Origin of the sequence: Pseudonocardia spirodelae, assembly GCF_037727765.1 — a bacterium.
Classification (GTDB): domain Bacteria; phylum Actinomycetota; class Actinomycetes; order Mycobacteriales; family Pseudonocardiaceae; genus Pseudonocardia; species Pseudonocardia spirodelae.
In genome coordinates this window covers 1-18,300 of the sequence record NZ_JBBJUP010000008.1, presented here as the reverse complement: position 1 = coordinate 18,300, position 18,300 = coordinate 1, and the positions used below count along the sequence as shown (strand labels likewise).

At 76.4% G+C, this 18,300-nt stretch carries 22 protein-coding genes; 10 read left to right on the top strand and 12 right to left on the bottom strand.

Annotated elements, in window-relative coordinates:
* The first annotated feature begins 15 nt into the window (after positions 1-15).
* A complete protein-coding gene (locus tag WJX68_RS11410) occupies positions 16-600 on the top strand; it encodes a cysteine hydrolase family protein (RefSeq protein WP_340289384.1) in 585 nt (194 codons plus the stop codon).
* Between the two features lie 27 nt (positions 601-627).
* Here the strand turns inward: WJX68_RS11410 and WJX68_RS11405 are convergent, their stop codons facing one another.
* The 4 genes from WJX68_RS11405 to WJX68_RS11390 form a co-directional block, all read right to left on the bottom strand.
* On the bottom strand, positions 628-1,368 hold the full coding sequence (locus tag WJX68_RS11405; protein WP_340289381.1) for an SIR2 family NAD-dependent protein deacylase: 741 nt from the start codon (positions 1,366-1,368) through the stop codon (positions 628-630).
* 101 nt (positions 1,369-1,469) lie between these two features.
* Complete coding sequence (locus WJX68_RS11400; protein WP_340289378.1) at positions 1,470-1,787, bottom strand: antibiotic biosynthesis monooxygenase family protein; 318 nt, start codon at positions 1,785-1,787, stop codon at positions 1,470-1,472.
* Between the two features lie 10 nt (positions 1,788-1,797).
* On the bottom strand, positions 1,798-2,151 hold the full coding sequence (locus tag WJX68_RS11395) for an MmcQ/YjbR family DNA-binding protein (RefSeq protein WP_340289376.1): 354 nt from the start codon (positions 2,149-2,151) through the stop codon (positions 1,798-1,800).
* Between the two features lie 9 nt (positions 2,152-2,160).
* On the bottom strand, positions 2,161-3,114 hold the full coding sequence (locus WJX68_RS11390) for an alpha/beta hydrolase (RefSeq protein ID WP_340289373.1): 954 nt from the start codon (positions 3,112-3,114) through the stop codon (positions 2,161-2,163).
* A gap of 82 nt (positions 3,115-3,196) precedes the next feature.
* Here WJX68_RS11390 and WJX68_RS11385 point away from each other — a divergent pair, with 82 nt between their 5' ends.
* Positions 3,197-3,787: a TetR/AcrR family transcriptional regulator gene (locus WJX68_RS11385; protein ID WP_340289370.1), complete on the top strand. Its 591-nt coding sequence runs from the start codon at positions 3,197-3,199 to the stop codon at positions 3,785-3,787.
* Here WJX68_RS11385 and WJX68_RS11380 read toward each other — a convergent pair.
* Positions 3,762-4,274, bottom strand: a complete 513-nt coding sequence (locus WJX68_RS11380) for a 2'-5' RNA ligase family protein (protein ID WP_340289368.1) — start codon at positions 4,272-4,274, stop codon at positions 3,762-3,764. The genes WJX68_RS11385 and WJX68_RS11380 overlap by 26 nt on opposite strands.
* On the bottom strand, positions 4,274-5,137 hold the full coding sequence (locus tag WJX68_RS11375; RefSeq protein WP_340289365.1) for an HhH-GPD family protein: 864 nt from the start codon (positions 5,135-5,137) through the stop codon (positions 4,274-4,276). Before WJX68_RS11375 ends, WJX68_RS11380 begins: the two co-directional genes overlap by 1 nt.
* Positions 5,138-5,504: 367 nt before the next feature.
* Here WJX68_RS11375 and WJX68_RS11370 point away from each other — a divergent pair, with 367 nt between their 5' ends.
* Complete coding sequence (locus WJX68_RS11370; protein ID WP_340289362.1) at positions 5,505-6,317, top strand: hypothetical protein; 813 nt, start codon at positions 5,505-5,507, stop codon at positions 6,315-6,317.
* A gap of 19 nt (positions 6,318-6,336) precedes the next feature.
* On the opposite strand, the gene radA is transcribed toward WJX68_RS11370, so the two are convergent.
* Both radA and WJX68_RS11360 read right to left on the bottom strand, forming a co-directional pair.
* Entirely contained in the window at positions 6,337-7,716 is a 1,380-nt protein-coding gene (radA, locus tag WJX68_RS11365) for a DNA repair protein RadA (RefSeq protein WP_340289919.1), read from the bottom strand.
* Positions 7,713-8,438, bottom strand: a complete 726-nt coding sequence (locus WJX68_RS11360; protein ID WP_340289359.1) for a copper chaperone PCu(A)C domain-containing protein — start codon at positions 8,436-8,438, stop codon at positions 7,713-7,715. The genes radA and WJX68_RS11360 overlap by 4 nt, the downstream gene beginning before the upstream one ends.
* 361 nt (positions 8,439-8,799) lie before the next feature.
* On the opposite strand from WJX68_RS11360, the gene WJX68_RS11355 reads away from it, so the two are divergent.
* Genes WJX68_RS11355 through ispF form a run of 3 tightly spaced genes read left to right on the top strand, consistent with a single transcriptional unit; the run spans position 8,800 to position 10,468 of the window.
* On the top strand, positions 8,800-9,291 hold the full coding sequence (locus WJX68_RS11355) for a CarD family transcriptional regulator (protein ID WP_020625956.1): 492 nt from the start codon (positions 8,800-8,802) through the stop codon (positions 9,289-9,291).
* Between the two features lie 5 nt (positions 9,292-9,296).
* Positions 9,297-10,001, top strand: coding sequence for a 2-C-methyl-D-erythritol 4-phosphate cytidylyltransferase (gene ispD / locus WJX68_RS11350; RefSeq protein ID WP_340289327.1), 705 nt, complete (start codon positions 9,297-9,299; stop codon positions 9,999-10,001).
* The gene (ispF, locus tag WJX68_RS11345) at positions 9,998-10,468 is read left to right on the top strand and encodes a 2-C-methyl-D-erythritol 2,4-cyclodiphosphate synthase (RefSeq protein ID WP_340289324.1); all 471 of its coding nucleotides are present in this window, start codon (positions 9,998-10,000) and stop codon (positions 10,466-10,468) included. Before ispD ends, ispF begins: the two co-directional genes overlap by 4 nt.
* Here ispF and WJX68_RS11340 read toward each other — a convergent pair.
* Positions 10,459-10,884 (bottom strand): VOC family protein, encoded by a 426-nt coding sequence (locus tag WJX68_RS11340; protein WP_340289321.1) that lies wholly within the window; start codon positions 10,882-10,884, stop codon positions 10,459-10,461. The genes ispF and WJX68_RS11340 overlap by 10 nt on opposite strands.
* Before the next feature lie 66 nt (positions 10,885-10,950).
* Here WJX68_RS11340 and cysS point away from each other — a divergent pair, with 66 nt between their 5' ends.
* Positions 10,951-12,342, top strand: coding sequence for a cysteine--tRNA ligase (gene cysS / locus WJX68_RS11335; RefSeq protein ID WP_340289318.1), 1,392 nt, complete (start codon positions 10,951-10,953; stop codon positions 12,340-12,342).
* 14 nt (positions 12,343-12,356) lie between these two features.
* Positions 12,357-13,331 carry a 23S rRNA (guanosine(2251)-2'-O)-methyltransferase RlmB gene (rlmB, locus tag WJX68_RS11330; protein ID WP_340289315.1) on the top strand — a complete coding sequence of 325 codons (975 nt, stop codon included), beginning with the start codon at positions 12,357-12,359 and terminating at the stop codon, positions 13,329-13,331.
* Positions 13,332-13,387: 56 nt separating this feature from the next.
* Here the strand turns inward: rlmB and WJX68_RS11325 are convergent, their stop codons facing one another.
* Genes WJX68_RS11325 through WJX68_RS11315 form a run of 3 tightly spaced genes read right to left on the bottom strand, consistent with a single transcriptional unit; the run spans position 13,388 to position 16,108 of the window.
* Entirely contained in the window at positions 13,388-14,233 is an 846-nt protein-coding gene (locus WJX68_RS11325; RefSeq protein ID WP_340289917.1) for a metal ABC transporter permease, read from the bottom strand.
* 8 nt (positions 14,234-14,241) lie between these two features.
* Positions 14,242-15,093, bottom strand: a complete 852-nt coding sequence (locus WJX68_RS11320) for a metal ABC transporter ATP-binding protein (protein ID WP_340289313.1) — start codon at positions 15,091-15,093, stop codon at positions 14,242-14,244.
* A gap of 1 nt (position 15,094) precedes the next feature.
* Complete coding sequence (locus WJX68_RS11315; RefSeq protein ID WP_340289310.1) at positions 15,095-16,108, bottom strand: metal ABC transporter solute-binding protein, Zn/Mn family; 1,014 nt, start codon at positions 16,106-16,108, stop codon at positions 15,095-15,097.
* A gap of 163 nt (positions 16,109-16,271) precedes the next feature.
* Between WJX68_RS11315 and WJX68_RS11310 the strand changes: the two genes are divergently transcribed.
* Both WJX68_RS11310 and WJX68_RS11305 read left to right on the top strand, forming a co-directional pair.
* Positions 16,272-17,375 (top strand): LacI family DNA-binding transcriptional regulator, encoded by a 1,104-nt coding sequence (locus WJX68_RS11310; protein WP_340289307.1) that lies wholly within the window; start codon positions 16,272-16,274, stop codon positions 17,373-17,375.
* Positions 17,369-18,211 carry an MOSC domain-containing protein gene (locus WJX68_RS11305; protein WP_340289305.1) on the top strand — a complete coding sequence of 281 codons (843 nt, stop codon included), beginning with the start codon at positions 17,369-17,371 and terminating at the stop codon, positions 18,209-18,211. The genes WJX68_RS11310 and WJX68_RS11305 overlap by 7 nt, the downstream gene beginning before the upstream one ends.
* Positions 18,212-18,300: the final 89 nt, after the last annotated feature.

Genomic DNA, 18,300 nt, shown 5'->3' with positions numbered 1-18,300 from the left:
CCGCGAGGAGATCCGATGACGCACACCCTGCGCGGCCTGATGGGCCTGCCGAGCGAGCCGGCGCCGCTGTCCCGCTCCGCACTGATCATGATCGACCTGCAGAACACCTACACCGAGGGCGTCATGCGCCTGGAGAACGTCGAGCCCGCACTGGAGGAGGCCGCCGTCCTGCTGGACCGCGCCCGCTCCGCAGGCGCGACGGTGATCCACGTCCGGCACGACGCCGGCGCGGGCAGCCCGTACGACGTCAGCGCCCCGATCGGGGCGATCCACCGCTCGGTCGCCCCGCGCGACGGCGAGCCGGTCGTCACCAAGAACTTCCCGAGCGCGTTCGTGCAGACCGGGCTGGCCGAGCTGCTGGAGGGCCACCAGGACCTCGTGCTCGCCGGGTTCATGACGCACATGTGCGTGAACTCGACGGCGCGCAGCGCGTTCTCCGGCGGCTACGTGCCGACCGTCGTCGCGGCGGCGACGGCGACCCGCGACCTGCCCGGCGTGCACGGCACGGTCCCGGCGGCCGAGGTGCACGACGCGGCGCTGGCCGGGCTGGCCGACCTGCCCGCGATCGTCGTCCCGGGGCAGGAGTCCGTGCCGGACTGAGCCCGCCGGGCGTGCGTCGGCGACGCGTCAGAGGGCGGCGTCGATCGCGGCCAGCGCCGCGGCGGCGGGGGCGGGGATCGCGACCCCGCGGCCGTGCCGGACCTCCGGCTCGCGGACGTTGATCCGTACCAGCGCCCCGGTCGCGGCCGAGGCCAGCTCCGAGCGGCGGCGCACCGTGGGCAGCGCGGTCCCCGCCCCCAGCTCGACGACGACCACGTCGGTCCGGTGCGCGGCCAGCCAGTCCACGTGATGCTGCAGGGCCGCGGCGGCGTGGGTGTCGTCCCAGCCGGCGTCGCCGAACATCAGGATCGCCGGACGGGCGGTCCCGCCGCAGCCGGGGCAGCGCGGGAGCTCGCCGGTCGCGCGCATGGTGGCCTCGTCGATCGCGACGTCGACGCCGTCGGCCGGCCACACGCCGTACCCGCAGAGCCGCAGGCACTGCAGGTGGTGGATCGAGCCGTGCACCTCGGCGACGTCGCCGGGCGCGAACCCGGCCCGCTGGAACTGGCCGTCGACGTTGGAGGTGAACACGTTCGCCGGCACCCGCCCGGCCCACCGGCGCAGCACCGCGAAGCCCGCGTGCGGGACGGTGGCGCGGTAGAGGTGCAGGCGGTGGCCGTAGAACCCCCAGGCCAGCGCGGGGTCCTCGGCGAAGTGCCCCGGATCGGCCAGCTCCTCGAACCGCAGCCCGAGCCGGGCGTAGGGCGGGTAGGCGCGCCAGAACCCCGCGCCGCCGCGGAAGTCGGGCAGCCCGGAGTCGACGCCCATCCCGGCACCCGCCGTGACGAGCAGGGCGCCCGCGTCGCGGACCAGGCGGGCCGCCGCGGCGATCCGGTCGGGGAGCTCCGCGGCGAGGTCGCCGGCGGTGCTCAGGAGCCCGCCGCGACCTGCTCGAGGTCGACGACCTCGAACTCCAGCAGGGACGCGCCCGTGGCGACGGGCCGCGGCGAGCGCTGACCGGCGTGCGCCTCGGCCGCGGGTCCCTCCCGCCACGCCTGGAAGGCCTCCTCGGTCTCCCACCGGGTCACCACGAAGTACCGGTCGTCACCGGAGACGGGGCGCAGCAGCTCGAAGCCGAGGAACCCCGGCTGCCCGTCGACGGCGTGCAGGCGATTCGCGAACCGCTTCTCCAGGTCGGGTCCCGCGTTCTCGGCGACCTCGATCGCATTGATCTTCACAACGGCCATGCCCACCACGCTAGCCCTGCCCGCCCTCGTCGACGCGCATGCGCCAGGCATCACCGACGAGCTCGGCCAGGCGGTCGACGCCGACCCGCTCCAGACGGACGAGCACCAGCGGCCAGGGCGCGTGCCCGGGGTCGGTGAAGAACAGCTCGGGCTCACCCAGCAGCAGGGCCTGCTTCTCGGCCTCGTCGCCCACGTAGAGCACCGCGACGTCGGTCCGGATCACCCGCCGCCGCCCGGGCACCCGCTCCGGCCACGACCACACGAAGCCCCGGCCGCGCACGCGGAAGTCGAAGCCGTCGCTCGGGTTCTCCGCGGCGCCGTCGAGACCGAGGGCGATCCGGCGCACGTCCTGCTCGCCTGCCACGCGGTCAGCCTAGGGCCGGGCGGCGCGACCCCGGCCCCGCGCGCCGGGCCGCGGGCTCCCGACCCCGGCGACGTCGGCGGCGACCCGGTCGGCGGCGGCCGCCGCCGCGGGGGACAGCTCGTCGAACTGCAGGAAGTTGTGGATCATCCCCGGCTCCCGGCGCAGGGTCGTCGGCACGCCCGCCGCGTCGAGCCGCCGCGCGTAGGCCTCGGCCGGGTCGCGGATCGGGTCGTGCTCCGCGGTCACGACGACGGCGGGCGGCAGCCCGGACAGGTCCGGCGCGTGCAGCGGGCTCACCCGCGGGTCGCGCAGCCGGGTCTCGTCCCCGCCGACCCAGAGCCGGGCGAAGAACGTCGCCGACGCCGCGTCGAGCCCGAAACCGGTCGCCTTCTCCCGCATCGACGGCGAGGTGGTGTCGGAGAGGTCGGCGTTGGGGTAGACGAGGACCTGCAGGTCGGGCAGGGCGTACGGGGCCTCCTCGCGCAGCCGCAGGCACGCCAGGGCCGCGAGCGTCCCGCCCGCGCTGTCCCCGCACACGACGACCGCGGGCGGCACCGCGCCGAGCCCGCCGTCGGCGACGTGGCGCAGGGCCGCGACGGTGTCGTCGACCGACGCGGGCCAGGGCTGCTCGGGGGCGAGGCGGTGGTCGACGGCGAGCACGTCGGCACCCGACGCCGCCGCGAGGCGCCGCACCGGCCGGTCGAACGCGTCGACGTCGCCGACCGACCAGCCACCGCCGTGCAGGAACACCACCAGCGGCGCGGGGCCCGCCGCCGGCCGGTACGTCCGGCCCGGGCAGGTGGGCAGCGCGACCTCGCGCACCTCGTGCATCTCCGGCCCGCGCGGGCGTCCCGCGGCGCGCGCGGCGATCGCGGCGCGGATCGCGCCCACGTCGGCCGAGCCGAACGGGGAGGTCCCGGCGGCGATCCCGGCCAGGGCCTCGTCGGCGAACACCTGTGACATGGCGGTCTCCCTGATCTGCACTCGGGTGCACTTGCCGATAGGATGCACCCGGGTGCAGAAAATGTCGAGAGGGTGACCGACGATGGCGACCAGGGCTCCCGATCCCCGCGGGGCGCGCAGCCGCGCGCTGCTCTACGACGCCGCGACCGCGCTGTTCGCCGAACGGGGCTTCGCGGCGACGACGATGGACGACGTCGCGCAGCGCGCCGGGCTGTCGCGCCGCACGGCGTTCAACCACTTCCCCAGCAAGGGGGAGCTCGCGGTCGAATGGGCCGCCCGCCGGCAGGCTGCGGCCACCGCCGCCGCCGGCGAGCCCGGCCCCGGCGACCACGTCCCCGACCGGATCCGGGCCTGGTTCCGGGCGCTGGGCGAGCTGACCGACGCCGACCCGGACGGCACCGAGCAGATGATGCTCGGCTGGCTCGCCGCGCTCGGGCCGGTGCACCACCGCACCCCGGCGGTCCACCGCCTGGCGGAGTGGCTCGACGCCGGCCGCGACGGCGGCGGGATCGCGAGCACCGTCGACCCCGGGATCGCCGCGGACCTGCTGTTCGACGCCTACCTCGGCGCCGTCCTGCGGTGGTGCGCGGTGCCGCCCGGGCGGCGCGGCCCGCTCACCCCGGTGCTGGAGGCGCTGGTCGAGCAGGTCATGGCCGGTCTCGCTCCCCGCTGACCGGCATCGTCTCCCCGGTGCGCGAGTCGTGCAGCTCGACCGCCGTGATCCGCGCCCGCACCGGCTCCACCGGGTGCAGCAGCGCGAAGGCCTCGGCCGGCCGCGCGGTCGCGAGCACGACGTGCGGCAGCCACGAGCCCGGCAGGTGCGCGGCGTGCGGGCCGCGCACCCGTCCGGCCAGCGCGTCGTGCACGGCGGTGTGCACGGCCAGCACCTCCGGGTCGGTGACGGCGGTCAGCGCGAGCACGTCCGCCGCGTCGGGCCCCACCGACCCGAGCCCGGCGAGCCACAGCACGGGCAGCGCGACCAGGCGCAGCTCCGCGGCCAGCTCGCGCACGGCGGGCGGCGGGATCGTCCCGGCCGCGGCGACGGTCACGTGCGGGGTGCCGGGGGCGACCGGGACGCCCGCTGCGGCGAGCCGGTCGCGCAGCGCGGAGAGGGCGGCGGCGCCGTCGTCGTCGAGACGGAACCGGACGGTGGCGGGCATCAGGCCGGCAGGGCGAAGCGGCCGTCGTCGGTCTGCTCGGCGAGCCCGTCGACGAGCAGCGAGTGCAGGCAGCGGTCGCGCTGCCCGGCGTCGGACCAGACGGCGTCGAGGGCGGACCGCTCCACCGGCCCGTGCGCGCCGCGCAGCACGTCCATGAGCTTGCCGCGGACCTGGCGGTCGGTGCCGGCGAAGCCCTGCACGGGCCTGCGCGGGCCGTCGTAGGCGGGGCGCCCGGCGGCCACCCACGCGCACGCGGCGGCGACCGGGCAGTCCGCGCAGCGCGGGGAACGTGCGGTGCAGACCACCGCGCCGAGCTCCATCAGCCCGGCCGAGACGACGGCGGCCTCGGCGTCGGCGCGGGGCAGCAGCGCGTCGACGTCGGCGAGGTCGGCACGGGTCCGCGCGGGCCCGGCGTCCCCCTGGCCGTGCACGGCGCGGGCGACGACGCGCCGCACGTTGGTGTCGACGACCGCGGCCCGCAGCCCGAACCCGAACGCCGCCACCGCGCGGGCGGTGTAGGAGCCGACGCCGGGCAGCGCCTCCAGCGCCTCCACGTCGGACGGGACGGTGTCGCCGTGCTGCGCGGCGATCGCGGCGGCCGCGTCGTGCAGCCGGATCGCCCGGCGCGGGTAGCCGAGCTTGCCCCAGGCCCGCAGCACGTCCGCGCGCGGCGCGGCGGCCAGCGCCGAGGGCACCGGCCAGCGCGCCATCCAGTCGAGCCACACGGGCTCGACGCGGGCCACCGGCGTCTGCTGCAGCATGAACTCGCTGACCAGCACCCCCCACGGGGTGGTCTCCGGACGGCGCCAGGGCAGGTCCCGGGCCTGCGCCCGGAACCACGGGGAGATCAGCTCGGCCAGCACCCGCCCAGTGTCGCGCGCGCCGGGGCGGGCCGGTCCGCGGGCCCGGTGCGCGGAGCACGGCCCTACCGCGGTCGCGACCGGGGCGCGCGCCACGACCGGGGCCGTTCGGGCCGCCGCGGGGCGCCGCGCCGCCGGGTCGCGACGGCGGCGCGGTCACCGCGGGTCGGCAGGACCTCCGACCGGGGGTCGCGGGATCCGGTCGGCGCCGCCCGTCCGGTGCGCCCGTGTCCCGGCGACGGCTGCGTTCCGGTCCCGGCTCACCCGCCCGGGACCGCGACGTCGCCCCGCCGGGTGGACCTGCGACGACCTGCCCGCCCCCGGCGCGGCGACGGCGACTTCGCGTAACCACCGATCTACCGTCGGTGACATGCACCCGGTGGGTCCCCTGCCGGCGTCGGTCTACTGGCGCCGGCGCGCATGCGCGGTCGGCGTCGCCCTGCTCGCGTTCTTCGCGCTGCTGTGGCTCTCGACCTGGCTGCTGATCCCGCGTGGCTCCGACGAGCCGTCCGGCACCGCGGCCCGCACCACCCCCGACACGAGCACCACCGCCCCGGCGTCCCCGGCCCCGGCATCCCCGGCCCCGGGGTCGGGGACGCCGACCGTCCCGCCGAGCTCTCCGCTCCCCGCCCCCGCCGCGCGCGGGGCCTCCCCGGCGCCCCCGGCGGGGCCTTCCGCCGGGCCCGCGACCCCGAACGCGGGCCCGGCGGACGAGACGGTCCGTCCCGACGACACCCCGCGCCCGTCGGTGCAGGTGCCGCAGGCCGCGCCGTCCCCGCCGACCGGTCCGGTGCCCTGTACCGACGCGATGATCGAGGTCCGTGCCGAGACGGGGCAGCCCGCCTACCCGGCCGGGGCCCGCCCGGAGCTGCGCCTGGTCGTCACCAACACCTCCGGGCAGCCGTGCGTGCGCGACCTCGACGGCGAGAAGCAGGAGATCGCGGTGTGGAGCGGCGACGGCGCCAGGAAGCTGTGGTCGTCCAACGACTGCTCCAACCCGTCGTCGGACGACCTGCGCACGCTGGTCCCCGGTCAGCCGGTGGCCTTCGCCGTGACCTGGACCGGGCTGTCGTCGGCACCGGGGTGCACCGCGGCCCGCGACCGGGTCGGCCCCGGCGGCTACCGGGTGCTGGCGCGCCTGGACCGCGTGGTCAGCGAGCCCGCCCCGCTGCTGATGAGCTGAGCGCCCACGCCCGGGCCGCTCAGCGGATGCGGGCCATGATCTCGCGCAGCGACGACGCCTCGGTGATCTGCATGCCCGTCCGGCCGACCTCGGCGCCGGCCGGGACGATCGCCCGGGTGAACCCCAGCCGGGCCGCCTCGGCGAGCCTGCGGTCCACGCCGTGCACCCGGCGCAGCTCGCCGGCCAGCCCGAGCTCGCCGAGCACGACCAGGTCCGAGGGCAGCGCGGCGTCGCGCCGGGCCGAGACGACCGCGAGTGCGATCGCGAGGTCGGCCGCGGGCTCGGTGATCCGCATCCCGCCGACGGTGGCCGTGTAGACCTCCGCGTCGTGCAGCTTCAGCCCGCCCCGCCGCTCGACGACCGCGAGCAGCATCGGCACCCGTGAGGAGTCCAGCCCGGTCACCGCGCGCCGCGGGCTCGGGATGTTCGCCCCGGCGACGAGCGCCTGCACCTCCGCCAGCAGGGGGCGCCGCCCGTCCATCACGACGGTCACCGCCGTCCCCGGCTGGACGGCGTCCGCGCCCTGCCCGAACCGGCCCACGAACAGCCCGGACGGGTCGGCGAGCCCGACGATGCCGGAGTCGCGCAGCTCGAAGCAGCCGACCTCGTCGGCGGGGCCGAAGCGGTTCTTCACGCCGCGCACCATGCGCAGCGCGGAGTGCTTGTCGCCCTCGAAGTGCAGCACCACGTCGACGAGGTGCTCGAGCACCCGCGGCCCGGCGATGCCGCCGTCCTTGGTGACGTGCCCGACCAGCAGCACGGCCAGGCCGCGCTCCTTGGCCAGCGCGGTCAGCCCGACGGTCACGGCGCGGGTCTGGGTGACCCCGCCCGGACTGCCGTCGACCGACGCGGTCGACATGGTCTGGATCGAGTCCACGACCAGCAGCGACGGCCGCAGCGCCTCGACGTGCCCGAGCACCGACTCGAGGTCGGACTCCGCGGCGAGGTAGAGCTCGTCGTGCACGCCGCCGGTGCGCTCGGCGCGCAGCCGAACCTGGCCCGCGGACTCCTCGCCGGAGACGTAGAGCACCCGGGCCCGGTCCGCGGCGCGCGCCGCGACCTCCAGCAGCAGCGTGGACTTCCCGACGCCGGGCTCGCCGGCGAGCAGGACGACCGCGCCCGGGACGAGACCGCCGCCGAGCACCCGGTCCAGCTCGTCGACGCCGGTCGGACGGGCGCGGGCCGAGTCGAGCTCGACCTCGGCGATCCGGCGGGCCGGTGTGCTGGGCGCCCCCGCGACGACGGTGCGCCCGCCCCCGCCGGTGCGGACCGGCTCGACCTGTTCGAGCGAGCCCCACGCCTGGCAGCCGGGGCAGCGCCCGACCCACTGCGCGGTGCGGTGGTCGCACTCGCCGCAGCGGTAGCCGCCCGAGCGGGCGGCGCGGGTGCGGGTGGTCAGGGGTTCGCCGCGCCGCCGGCGCCGGTGCCCTCGTTGCCCGGCTGCGACCCGCCCTCGACCGGGTTGGCCTGGTTCACCGGCGGGGTCTCGGCCTGGCCGCCGGTCTCGGTGTTGACACCGGTCTCGGCGCCGTTCGTGCCGGCCTCCTCGGAGCCGGCCGAGGCCCGCTCGGGGGCGTGCCCGGCCGAGCCCTCGACGTGCGGGACGGCGGTCGGGACGGTGAGCGTCACCGAGCCGGCGCGCTCGAACACGAACGTCATCGGGATCTGGGCGCCCGCGGGGACCGCCCGGGTCAGGCCCTCGGCGACGAGCTGCACGCGCTTGGAGTTGGTCGGGGCCAGCTGCAGGCCACCGGGCGAGACGAGCGCGACGTCCTGCGGCATGACCGCGTCGCCCTCGATGCGCACCGACGACGCGGCCGGGCTGGACACCGAGACCAGGCGGTCGGCGACCGAGCCGGTGTTGACGAAGGTGCCCTGCAGCGGGGCGGAGCCGCCCTGGCGGTACAGCGCGTCCGGCCCGGCGGGCGCGCTCGGGTAGGCGATCTGCACGTCGCGCACGTCGACCGAGCCGACCGTGGCGTTGATGCCGTTGACGGCGGCGACCTGCTCCGCGGTCTGGGCGATCTGCCCGGCACCGCAGCCGCTCACGAGGAGTCCGGTCAGGGCGACGGCGCCGGCGACCCCGGCCAGGGTCCGGGCGGGACGGCGGGTGCGGCTCACGGTCGTCGTGTCCTTCCTTGCCGGTGCTCGATGGTGCTCCCGGCGCACGTGCTGGGTCGGTCGGCCTGCAGCCTAGTCGCGTGCTCGCGGCGGTGGCGCGGTCGGGCACCCGCGTGTGACCACGTCGTCGCCCGGTCACCGCCCGTGCCGTCCCCGGCCGGCGGCCCGTGACGGGTGGTCCGGCACGTGACGGGACGGCGACCGGCACGTGACCGCTGCGCCGCGCACCGGCGCCACGCCCGCGGGGAACACGTCACGGGCCTGTTGTCAACCCCCTGACCTGCGACGACGGTGAAAGCCGGTCTCCGTCCCGCCGGAGCGGCGTGATAATCTGGATCCAGCGAAAGGGGCCAGAGGACACATGGTTTTCAAGGTCGGAGAGACCGTCGTCTACCCGCACCACGGTGCCGCGCTCATCGAGGCGATCGAGACCCGGACGATCAAGGGCGAGGAAGTGCAGTACCTCGTCCTGAAGGTCCAGCAGGGCGATCTGACGGTGCGCATCCCCGCCGACAACGTCGAGGTGGTCGGCGTTCGAGACGTGGTGGGCCAGGAAGGGCTGGACCGGGTGTTCGAGGTGCTGCGCGCACCCCACACCGAGGAGCCCACGAACTGGTCCCGCCGCTACAAGGCGAACTGGGAGAAGCTCACCTCCGGTGACGTGAACAAGGTCGCCGAGGTCGTGCGCGACCTGTGGCGCCGCGAGAAGGACCGGGGGCTGTCCGCGGGCGAGAAGCGGATGCTGGCGAAGGCGCGGCAGATACTGGTCAGTGAGCTCGCGCTGGCCGAGGGCACCGACGAGGAGCGGGCCGAGGTCCTGCTCGACGAGGTGCTCGCCACCGCGAACGCCTGATCGGCGTGCGCGCTCCGTCCTCCGGGGCGGGTGTCGTCGCGGTGCTGCCCGCGGCCGGTTCCGGGGTACGGCTGGGCGCCGGTGTGCCCAAGGCGTTCGTCGGGCTGGCCGGGGTGCCGATGCTGGTCCGTGCGGTCGACGGCCTGCTCGCGTCCGACGTCGTCGGGCACGTGGTGGTCGTCGTGCCTGCGGACCAGGTCGCCGGTGCCGCCGCACTGCTGCCCGCGCGCCCGGTGACCGTGGTCGCCGGGGGCGCGGACCGCACCGCGTCGGTCGCCGCGGGGCTCGCCGCGGCCGATCCGGACGCCGAGGTCGTGCTGGTGCACGACGCCGCGCGCCCGCTCACGCCCGCCGCCGTCGTGCGGCGGGTCGTCGACGCCGTCCGGGCCGGGGCGGCCGCGGTGATCCCGGTCCTGCCGGTCACCGACACGGTCAAGCAGGTCGACGCCGACGGCGTCGTCGTGTCCACGGTGGACCGCTCCGCGCTGCGCGCGGTGCAGACCCCGCAGGGCTTCCGCGCGGCCGACCTGCGCCGTGCACACGCCGGCACGCCCGATCCCCGCACCGACGACGCCGGGCTCGTCGAGGCACTCGGCGACCCGGTCGCCACCGTCGCGGGGGACCCGCTCGCGTTCAAGGTCACCACCGCGTGGGACCTGCGCATCGCCGAACTGCTGCTCGCCGGGGCGGCCCGGGAGGAGACCGTATGAGGGTCGGCATCGGGACCGACGTGCACCCGGTCGAGGCCGGCCGGGAGTGCTGGGTCGCCGGTCTGCTGTGGACCGGCGCCGACGGCTGCGCCGGCCACTCCGACGGCGACGTCGCCGCGCACGCCCTGTGCGACGCGCTGCTGTCCGCGGCCGGGCTCGGCGACCTCGGCGCGGTGTTCGGCACCGGCCGTCCCGAGTGGACCGGGGCGAGCGGCGCGACGCTGCTCGCCGAGGTCCGCCGCCTGCTCGAGGCCGACGGCTGGCGGGTCGGCAACGCCGTCGTCCAGGTGATCGGCAACGACCCGAGGATCGGGAAGCGCCGCGCGGAGGCCGAGCGCGTGCTCTCCGAGGTCGTCGGCGGGCCGGTCGCGGTCTCGGGGACCACCACCGACGGGCTCGGGCTCACCGGCCGCGGCGAGGGTCGCGCCGCCGTCGCGACCGCGTTGCTGCTCCCGGCTCAGGGGTAGGCGCGCTCGGTCCGGTCCTGCACCTGCTCCGGGGACAGGTCCTCGGTCCGGGCGGCGACCGTCCACCGGTGCCCGAAGGGGTCGGCCAGCCGGCCGGCGCGGTCGCCGTAGGCGTGGTCGGACACCGGGAAGACCACGGTGGCGCCGCCGTCGACCATCGCGGCCGCGACGGCGTCGGGGTCGTCGACGTAGAGGGCGAGGACCACCCCGCCGGCACCCGACGGCGGCGGGTCGGCCGCGTCGCCGTCCTTGACGGCCCACACGGCCGGGCCCGCCCGCAGTAGCGCGTGCACCACCGCGCCGGAGCCGTCGGTGAACCGTTCGACGAGCTCGGCCCCGAACGCGGCGGTGTAGAAGGCGATCGCGGTGTCCGCGTCGGGCACGACGAGCCTCGGGTACATCTGCTGAACAGCCATGACCGGTACCCTGCCCCCGCGCACCGCCCGTGTAGTGGACGAATCGGAGCCCCGTACCCTGGTGACGTGAGCCTCAGACTTCTCGACTCAGCGACCAGGGAGCAGCGCGACTTCACGCCGCTGCGGACCGGAGCCGTGTCGATGTACGTCTGTGGGGCCACCGTGCAGGGCCTGCCGCACATCGGGCACGTCCGCTCCGGCCTGAACTACGACGTGCTGCGCCGCTGGCTGGCCCGGTCCGGCTACGACGTGACGCTGGTGCGCAACGTCACCGACATCGACGACAAGATCCTGCGCAAGGCGCACGCCGCGGGCCGCCCGTGGTGGGAGTGGGCGGCCACCCACGAGCGGGCGTTCACCGCCGCGTACGACGCGCTGGGCTGCCTGCCGCCGTCGGTCGAGCCGCGGGCCACCGGCCACATCACGCAGATGGTCGAGCTGATCGAGCGGCTGATCGGGCGCGGCCACGCCTACGCCGCGGGCGGCGACATCTACTTCGCGGTGCGCACCCTGCCCGACTACGGCGCGCTGTCCGGCCAGCGGGTCGACGACGTCCACCAGGGCGAGGGCGAGGGCGGCGCCAAGCGCGACGCCCTGGACTTCACGCTGTGGAAGGCCGCCAAGCCCGGTGAGCCGAGCTGGCCCACCCCGTGGGGCGACGGCCGTCCGGGCTGGCACCTCGAGTGCTCGGCGATGGCCACGGCCTACCTCGGACCGGAGTTCGACATCCACGGCGGCGGCCTGGACCTGGTCTTCCCGCACCACGAGAACGAGCGGGCCCAGTCGCACGCCGCCGGCGACGGCTTCGCCCGCTTCTGGCTGCACAACGCCTGGGTCACCATGGGCGGGGAGAAGATGTCGAAGTCGCTGGGCAACACCCTGGCGATCGAGAACCTGCTCGAGCGGGTCCGCCCCGCCGAGCTGCGCTACTACCTGGTCGGCCCGCACTACCGGTCGGCGATCGAGTACTCCGACGCCGCGCTGGACGAGGCCGTCGCCGCCTACCGGCGGATCGAGTCGTTCGTGCACCGCGTCCGCGAGCGGCACGGCCTGCCCGAGGTGGCCGCCGAGCTGCCCGCCGTGTTCACCGCCGCCCTGGACGACGACCTGGGCACCCCGCTCGCGCTGGGCACCGTGCACACGCTGGTGCGCGAGGGCAACACCGCCCTCGACGCCGGCGACGTCGCGGGCGCGCGCGCCGCGGCCGCCGCGGTGCGGGCCACCACCGACGTGCTCGGCCTCGACCCGCTGGCCGTCGGCGGGGCGGCCGACGACTCGGGCGACGCCGCCCGGCAGGCGCTGGGCACCCTGGTCGAGTCGATGCTCGAGCGCCGCCGTGCGGCGCGCGCCGAGCGCGACTTCGCCACCGCGGACCGGCTCCGCGACGAGCTGCTCGCCGCCGGCATCGCCGTCGAGGACGGCGCGGGCGGCTCCACCTGGACTCTCAAAGACGCATAGGACTCGTAGAACTCATGGCAGGCAACTCCAAGCGCCGCGGAGCGATCCGCAAGGACGGCACGAAGAAGGGCATGGTCGTCGGCTCCGGCGGCCAGTCGCGGCGTGCGCTGAAGGGCAAGGGGCCGACCCCGCCCGGCGAGATGCGCCCCGGCCACCCCAAGGCGAGGGCGGCCGCGCGCCGCTCCGCGCAGCAGGACCAGCAGCGCCGCCGTCCCGTCGCGGGCCGTCGCGGCGACGGCGAGGGCCCGGAGACGGTGCTCGGGCGCAACCCGGTCGTCGAGTGCCTGCGGGCCGGTGTGCCGGCGACCGCGCTGCACGTCGCGACCGGCATGGCCGCCGACGACCGCGTCGCCGAGTCGGTCGCGCTGGCCGCCGAGCAGGGCATCTCGATCCTGGAGGTGCCCCGCAACGACCTGGACCGGATCACCGGTGGCGCACTGCACCAGGGCCTGGCCCTGCAGGTGCCGCCGTACTCCTACGCCCACCCCGACGACGTGCTGGAGGCGGCCTCGGACTCCGGGCGCCCGGCGCTGGCCGTCGCGCTGGACGGCGTGACCGACCCGCGCAACCTGGGTGCGGTCGTCCGGTCGGTGGGTGCGTTCGGCGGGCACGGCGTCGTCGTCCCGCAGCGCCGCGCGGCGGGCATGACCGCGGTCGCCTGGCGCACCTCGGCCGGTACGGCGGCCCGGGTGCCGGTCGCGCGGGCCACGAACCTGACCCGCACCCTGCAGGAGTACGCCTCCGCCGGGCTGATGATCGCGGGCCTCGCCGCCGACGGTGACGTCTCCCTCGACGACTTCGACCTCGCCACGGGCCCGCTGGTGATCGTCACCGGCTCGGAGGGCAAGGGCCTGTCCCGGCTGGTCCGCGAGACCTGCGACCTGACCGTCTCGATCCCGCTGGCGGGGCGCGTGGAGTCGCTCAACGCCTCGGTCGCGACCGGGGTCGTGCTGGCCGAGGTCGCGCGCCGTCGCCGCCTGGAGCGCTGACGTGCTCGTGCACGGTGTCCGGGGCCCGCGCCCCGGACACCGTGCACGAGGGGCGGTCAGGCCCGGGCCGGGCCGCGGCCGCGCAGCCGCCCGACGAGGCGGCACAGCAGGTAGGCGGCGAACCCGATGGTCGCCACGTACGCCGAGATCGGCAGCCCCGGCGCGAGGGACAGGATCGTCCCGCCGACCAGCGCGACCTCCGCGATCACGATCGCGACGACGGTCGCGACGAGCGGGTTGGCGGTGACGCGGTTGGCCGCGGCGCCCGGCACGATCAGCACCGACAGCACCAGGATCGCGCCGACGATCGGCACGGCCAGCGCCGTCACCAGCCCGATCAGCACGCCGAACACCAGGGTCAGCGCGCGGACGGGCACGCCGCGGGCCAGCGCCACCTCGGGGTCGGTGCTGGCGAACAGCAGCGGCCGGTAGAGCACCGCCAGCGTCGCGAGCACGACGACGGCGACGACGCCCAGGATGACCAGGTTCTGCTGGTCCACCGAGACGATCGACCCGGTGAGCAGGCCGAAGCGGTTGGCCGAGCGGCCGTCGTAGAGGGACAGGAACAGCACGCCCAGGCCGAGCCCGAACGCCATGACCACGCCGATCGCGGAGTCACGCTCGCGCTGCCGCAGCCCGAGGATCCCGAAGATCACCGCCGCGACGACGGCGCCCACCACCGCGCCGAACCCGACGGCGACGCCGAGCAGCAGCCCCGCCGCGGCGCCGGTGAAGGCCAGCTCGGCGGTGCCGTGCACGGCGAACGCCATCCCGCGGCTGACGATCAGCGGGGCCAGCAGTCCCGCCACCACGCCCAGCACCGCACAGGCGATGAGCGCGTTGCGGACGAACGGCAGTGTCAGCAGCTCGCCGGTCCCGGACAGGTCCAGGATCCGTGCCAGGAACTCGCTCACGCGCCACCCCCGACCGGGGCGGCGCCGTGCTCGGCGTGCGCGTCGCGGGTGACCGGGGCGTCCTCGGCCCCGACCACGACGAGCCGGTCGCGGACCCGCAGCACGTCGACCTCGGTGCGGTAGAGCCGCGACAGGGTCTCCGAGGTCATGACCTCGTCGGTGCTGCCGATGGAGAACCGGCCGTCGACCAGGTAGAGCACCCGGTCGACCAGCGGCAGGACCGGGTTGATCTCGTGGGTCACGAAGAGCACCGCGGTGCCGGCGGCGCGGCGGCGCTCGTCGATCAGCCGGGTCACCGTCCGCTGGTGGGACAGGTCCAGCGAGAGCAGCGGCTCGTCGCACAGCAGCACCGCCGGGTCCCCGACCAGTGCCTGCGCGATCCGCAGCCGCTGCTGCTCGCCGCCGGAGAGCCGCCCGACGGGGGCGTCGGCGTAGTGCGTGCCGGCGACCTGCTCCAGCGCGCGGTCCACCCGGACGCGCCGTTCGCGGCGGCGTCCGAAGCCGGGGCCGAAGCGGTGGCCGTCGAGGCCGAGACCGACCAGGTCCCGCCCGCGCAGGGGCAGGTCCGGGTCGAGGGGCTGCTGCTGCGGGACGTACCCGATCTCCGGGCTGCCGCGCCGCGGCGTGTGGCCGCCGACGGTCACGGTGCCCTCGGACAGCGGGAGCAGGCCCAGCAGGACGCGCATCAGCGTCGTCTTGCCGGAGCCGTTCGGGCCGAGCACGGCGACGAACTCGCCGGGTGCGACGTCGAGGTCGAGGCCGGACCACAGGGTCCGTTCGCCGAACCGCAGCCCGGCGCCACGCAGTGACAGCGCGGCGGGGTCGGCGGCGGGGTCGGAGGTGGCCATGTCAGCGGTTCAGCGCCCCGGCCAGCTCGTCGAGGTTGGCGTTCATCCACTGCACCCAGTCGGTGGTGCCCTGCGGCAGCGTCTCCGACATCTCGACGACCGGGACCCCGGCCTGCTGCGCCGCGGACCGGACCTGGTCGGTGGTCGGGGAGGTGGTCTGGCTGTTGAGGACCAGCGCGCCGACCGGCGGGTTCGCGGTGAAGAGCCCGAGCATCTGCGCGACGACGGCGGCCGGCGGGTCGGTGCCCTCCTCGACGGCGGCGGAGAACTCCTGCGGCGTCGCGTTCTTCAGGCCGGCCGCGTCGAGCAGGTAGTCCGGGACCGGCTCGGTGACGGCGACGGTGGCGCCCGGGTGGGCGCGGCCGATCTCGGTGGCCTTCGACTTCAGCTGGGCGGCTCCGCCGGCGAGGGTCGCGGCGTTGGTGCGGAAGTACTCGGCGGCGCCCGGGTCGATGCGCCCGAGCTGGTCGGCGAGCTGCTGGGCCACCGTCGTGACGGTGTCCGGGTCGTACCAGACGTGCTCGTTGAACGAGCCGTGCGCGTGCTCGCCCTCGTGCTCGTGGCCGGCCTCGCCGGACGCCTCGGCGGCGTGGTCGTGGGCGTGGTCGTCGGCGGCGGCCTCCGTGGCGCCCTCGATGCCGGAGACCTCGACGGCGTCGACGACCGGGGCCCGGCTGCCGGAGGCCGCGACGAGGTCGGTCATGAACGCGTCGTAGCCGCCGCCGTTCATCAGCACCAGCTGCGCCCCGCCGACGGTCGCGGCGTTCTGCGGGGTCGGCTCGTAGCCGTGCGGGTCGACGTCGGGGGAGTCGATCACCGAGGTGACCTGGGCGTAGTTGCCGCCCACGGCGCGGGCGACCGCGCCCCAGGCATCGGTCGAGGCGACGATCTTCACCTGCGGGGTGTCGGCGCTGGTGGGCGCGTCGACCTGGCCGGAGCCACAGGCGGTGGCGCCCAGGGCGAGGGCGGCCAGCCCGGCCACCAGGGCGGCCGGACGGAGCGGGGATCGGGACACGGACGGAACTCCCATCAACATATCGGCATAGCTTTATTGGAAATCGTTCTCAGATTCACTCTACCGCTGCACGGGCCGCGCGTGACGCGTGCGCGATGTGATCCCGGTGGGCCGGATCGGGGCGGGCTTTCACGCGCGTGACGGCGCCGCTACCGTTCCGGGAATGACCGGCCCCCAGCACCCGCGGCGCCCGGCGACGCTGGCGTCGCTGGCGGCCGAGCTCGGGGTCTCGCGGACGACCGTGTCCAACGCCTACAACCGCCCCGACCAGCTGTCCGCGCCGCTGCGCGAGCGCGTGCTGGAGGCGGCCCGCCGCCTCGGCTACCCCGGTCCGGACCCGGTCGCCCGGTCGCTGCGCACCCGCCGCGCGGGGGCGGTCGGGCTGCTGCTGACCGAGGCGCTGAGCTACGCCTTCCGTGACCCGGGCGCCACCGGATTCCTGGAGGGCCTCGCGCTGGCGTGCGAGAAGGCGGGTACCGGCCTGCTGCTGGTGCCGGTCAGTCCCGAGCACTCCGACGTCGACGCGGTCTACCAGGCCGGGGTCGACGGCTTCGTCGTCTACTCCGTCAGCGAGGACGACCCGCACTTCCGCGCGGTCCTGCAGCGCCCCGTCCCGACCGTGGTCTGCGACCAGCCCGCCGACATCGGCGGGGTCGACCGGGTCGGCGTCGACGACCGGGCGGGCACGCTCGCGCTCGGCCGCCACCTCGTCGAACTCGGCCACCGACGGGTCGGTGTGCTCTGCATGCGGCTCGGCTCCCGCCGTCACGACGGCCCCGCCGACGTCGCCCGCCAGCAGGGCAGCTCCTACAGCGTGCAGCGCGAGCGCCTGGCCGGGCTGGCCGCCGCGTTCACCGAGGCCGGGGTGAACTGGGCCGACGTCCCGGTGATCGAGCGCTTCGAGCACTCCGCGGACGCGGGCGCGGACGGGACCGCCGCCCTGCTGGACGCCCATCCCGGCATCACGGCGCTCGTCTGCACCTCCGACATCCTCGCCCTCGGCGCGCTGCGCGAGGCCCGCGACCGCGGCCTGCGGGTGCCCGAGGACCTCTCGATCGCCGGGTTCGACGGCGTCCCCGAGGCCGAGCGGGCCGGGCTGACCACGGTCCGCCAGCCGTTCCGGGAGAAGGGCCTCGAGGCCGGGCGGCTGCTGCTGGAGCGCGGCGACCGCAACGTGTCCGAGCACGTCACGCTGCCCACCGAGCTGATCATCGGGAGCAGCACCCGCCAGCTCCGGCAGTCCGGGGAGTTCTTCTCCGGATGGTGAGGCTGGCCGGGCTGCACCGGTACCCGGTGAAGTCCTGCCGCGGCGCCGGGGTGGCGCGGGCGGTCGTCGAGCGGGCCGGTCTCGCCGGGGACCGGCGCTGGATGGTCGTGCGTGCGGACGGCGCCATGGTCACCGCCCGCACCCACCCGCGGCTCGTGCTCGTCGCGCCGACGCCGGCCGCCGACGGGCTGCGGCTCACCGGTCCCGGGCTCCCGCCGCTGACCGTGCCGGTGCCGACCGGCGAGCCGGTCCCGGTGCGCGTGCACCGGTGGGACACCGCGGGCGTCCCGGCCGGGGACGAGGCCGCCGCCTGGTTCTCCGCGCTGCTCGGCGAGCCGGTGCGCCTGGTCCACCTCGACGACCCGGACCGCCGGCGCCCGGACCCGCAGTTCTCCCGCGACGACGACCGGGTCTCCTTCGCCGACGGCTACCCGCTGCTGCTCACCTCGACCGCCTCGCTCGACGCGCTGAACGCGCTGGTCGCCGACGGCCCGCACGCCGCGGAGGGGCCGCTGCCGATGGCCCGGTTCCGGCCCAACGTCGTCGTCGGGGGCGCACCGGCCTGGGCCGAGGACGGCTGGCGGCGGATCCGGATCGGCGACGCGGAGTTCCGCGTCGCCAAGGGCTGCGCGCGCTGCGTACTCACCACCGTCGACCCCGGCACCGCGACGAAGGGCCGGGAGCCGATGGTCACCCTCGCCCGGCACCGCCGGTTCGACCAGGGCGTCTGGTTCGGGGTGAACCTGGTGCCGGACACCCCCGGCGCCGAGGTCGCGCTGGGCGACCCCGTGGAGGTGCTCGACACCGTCGACCCGGCGACCGGCCCGCCCCGCTGAGCCGCCCGTGGGGCCGGGCACGGCGTCGGTATCGTCGGGTTCGGGCTCACCTGTCCGGGTGGTCCGACCTCGGGACCGGGAGGCGGCGC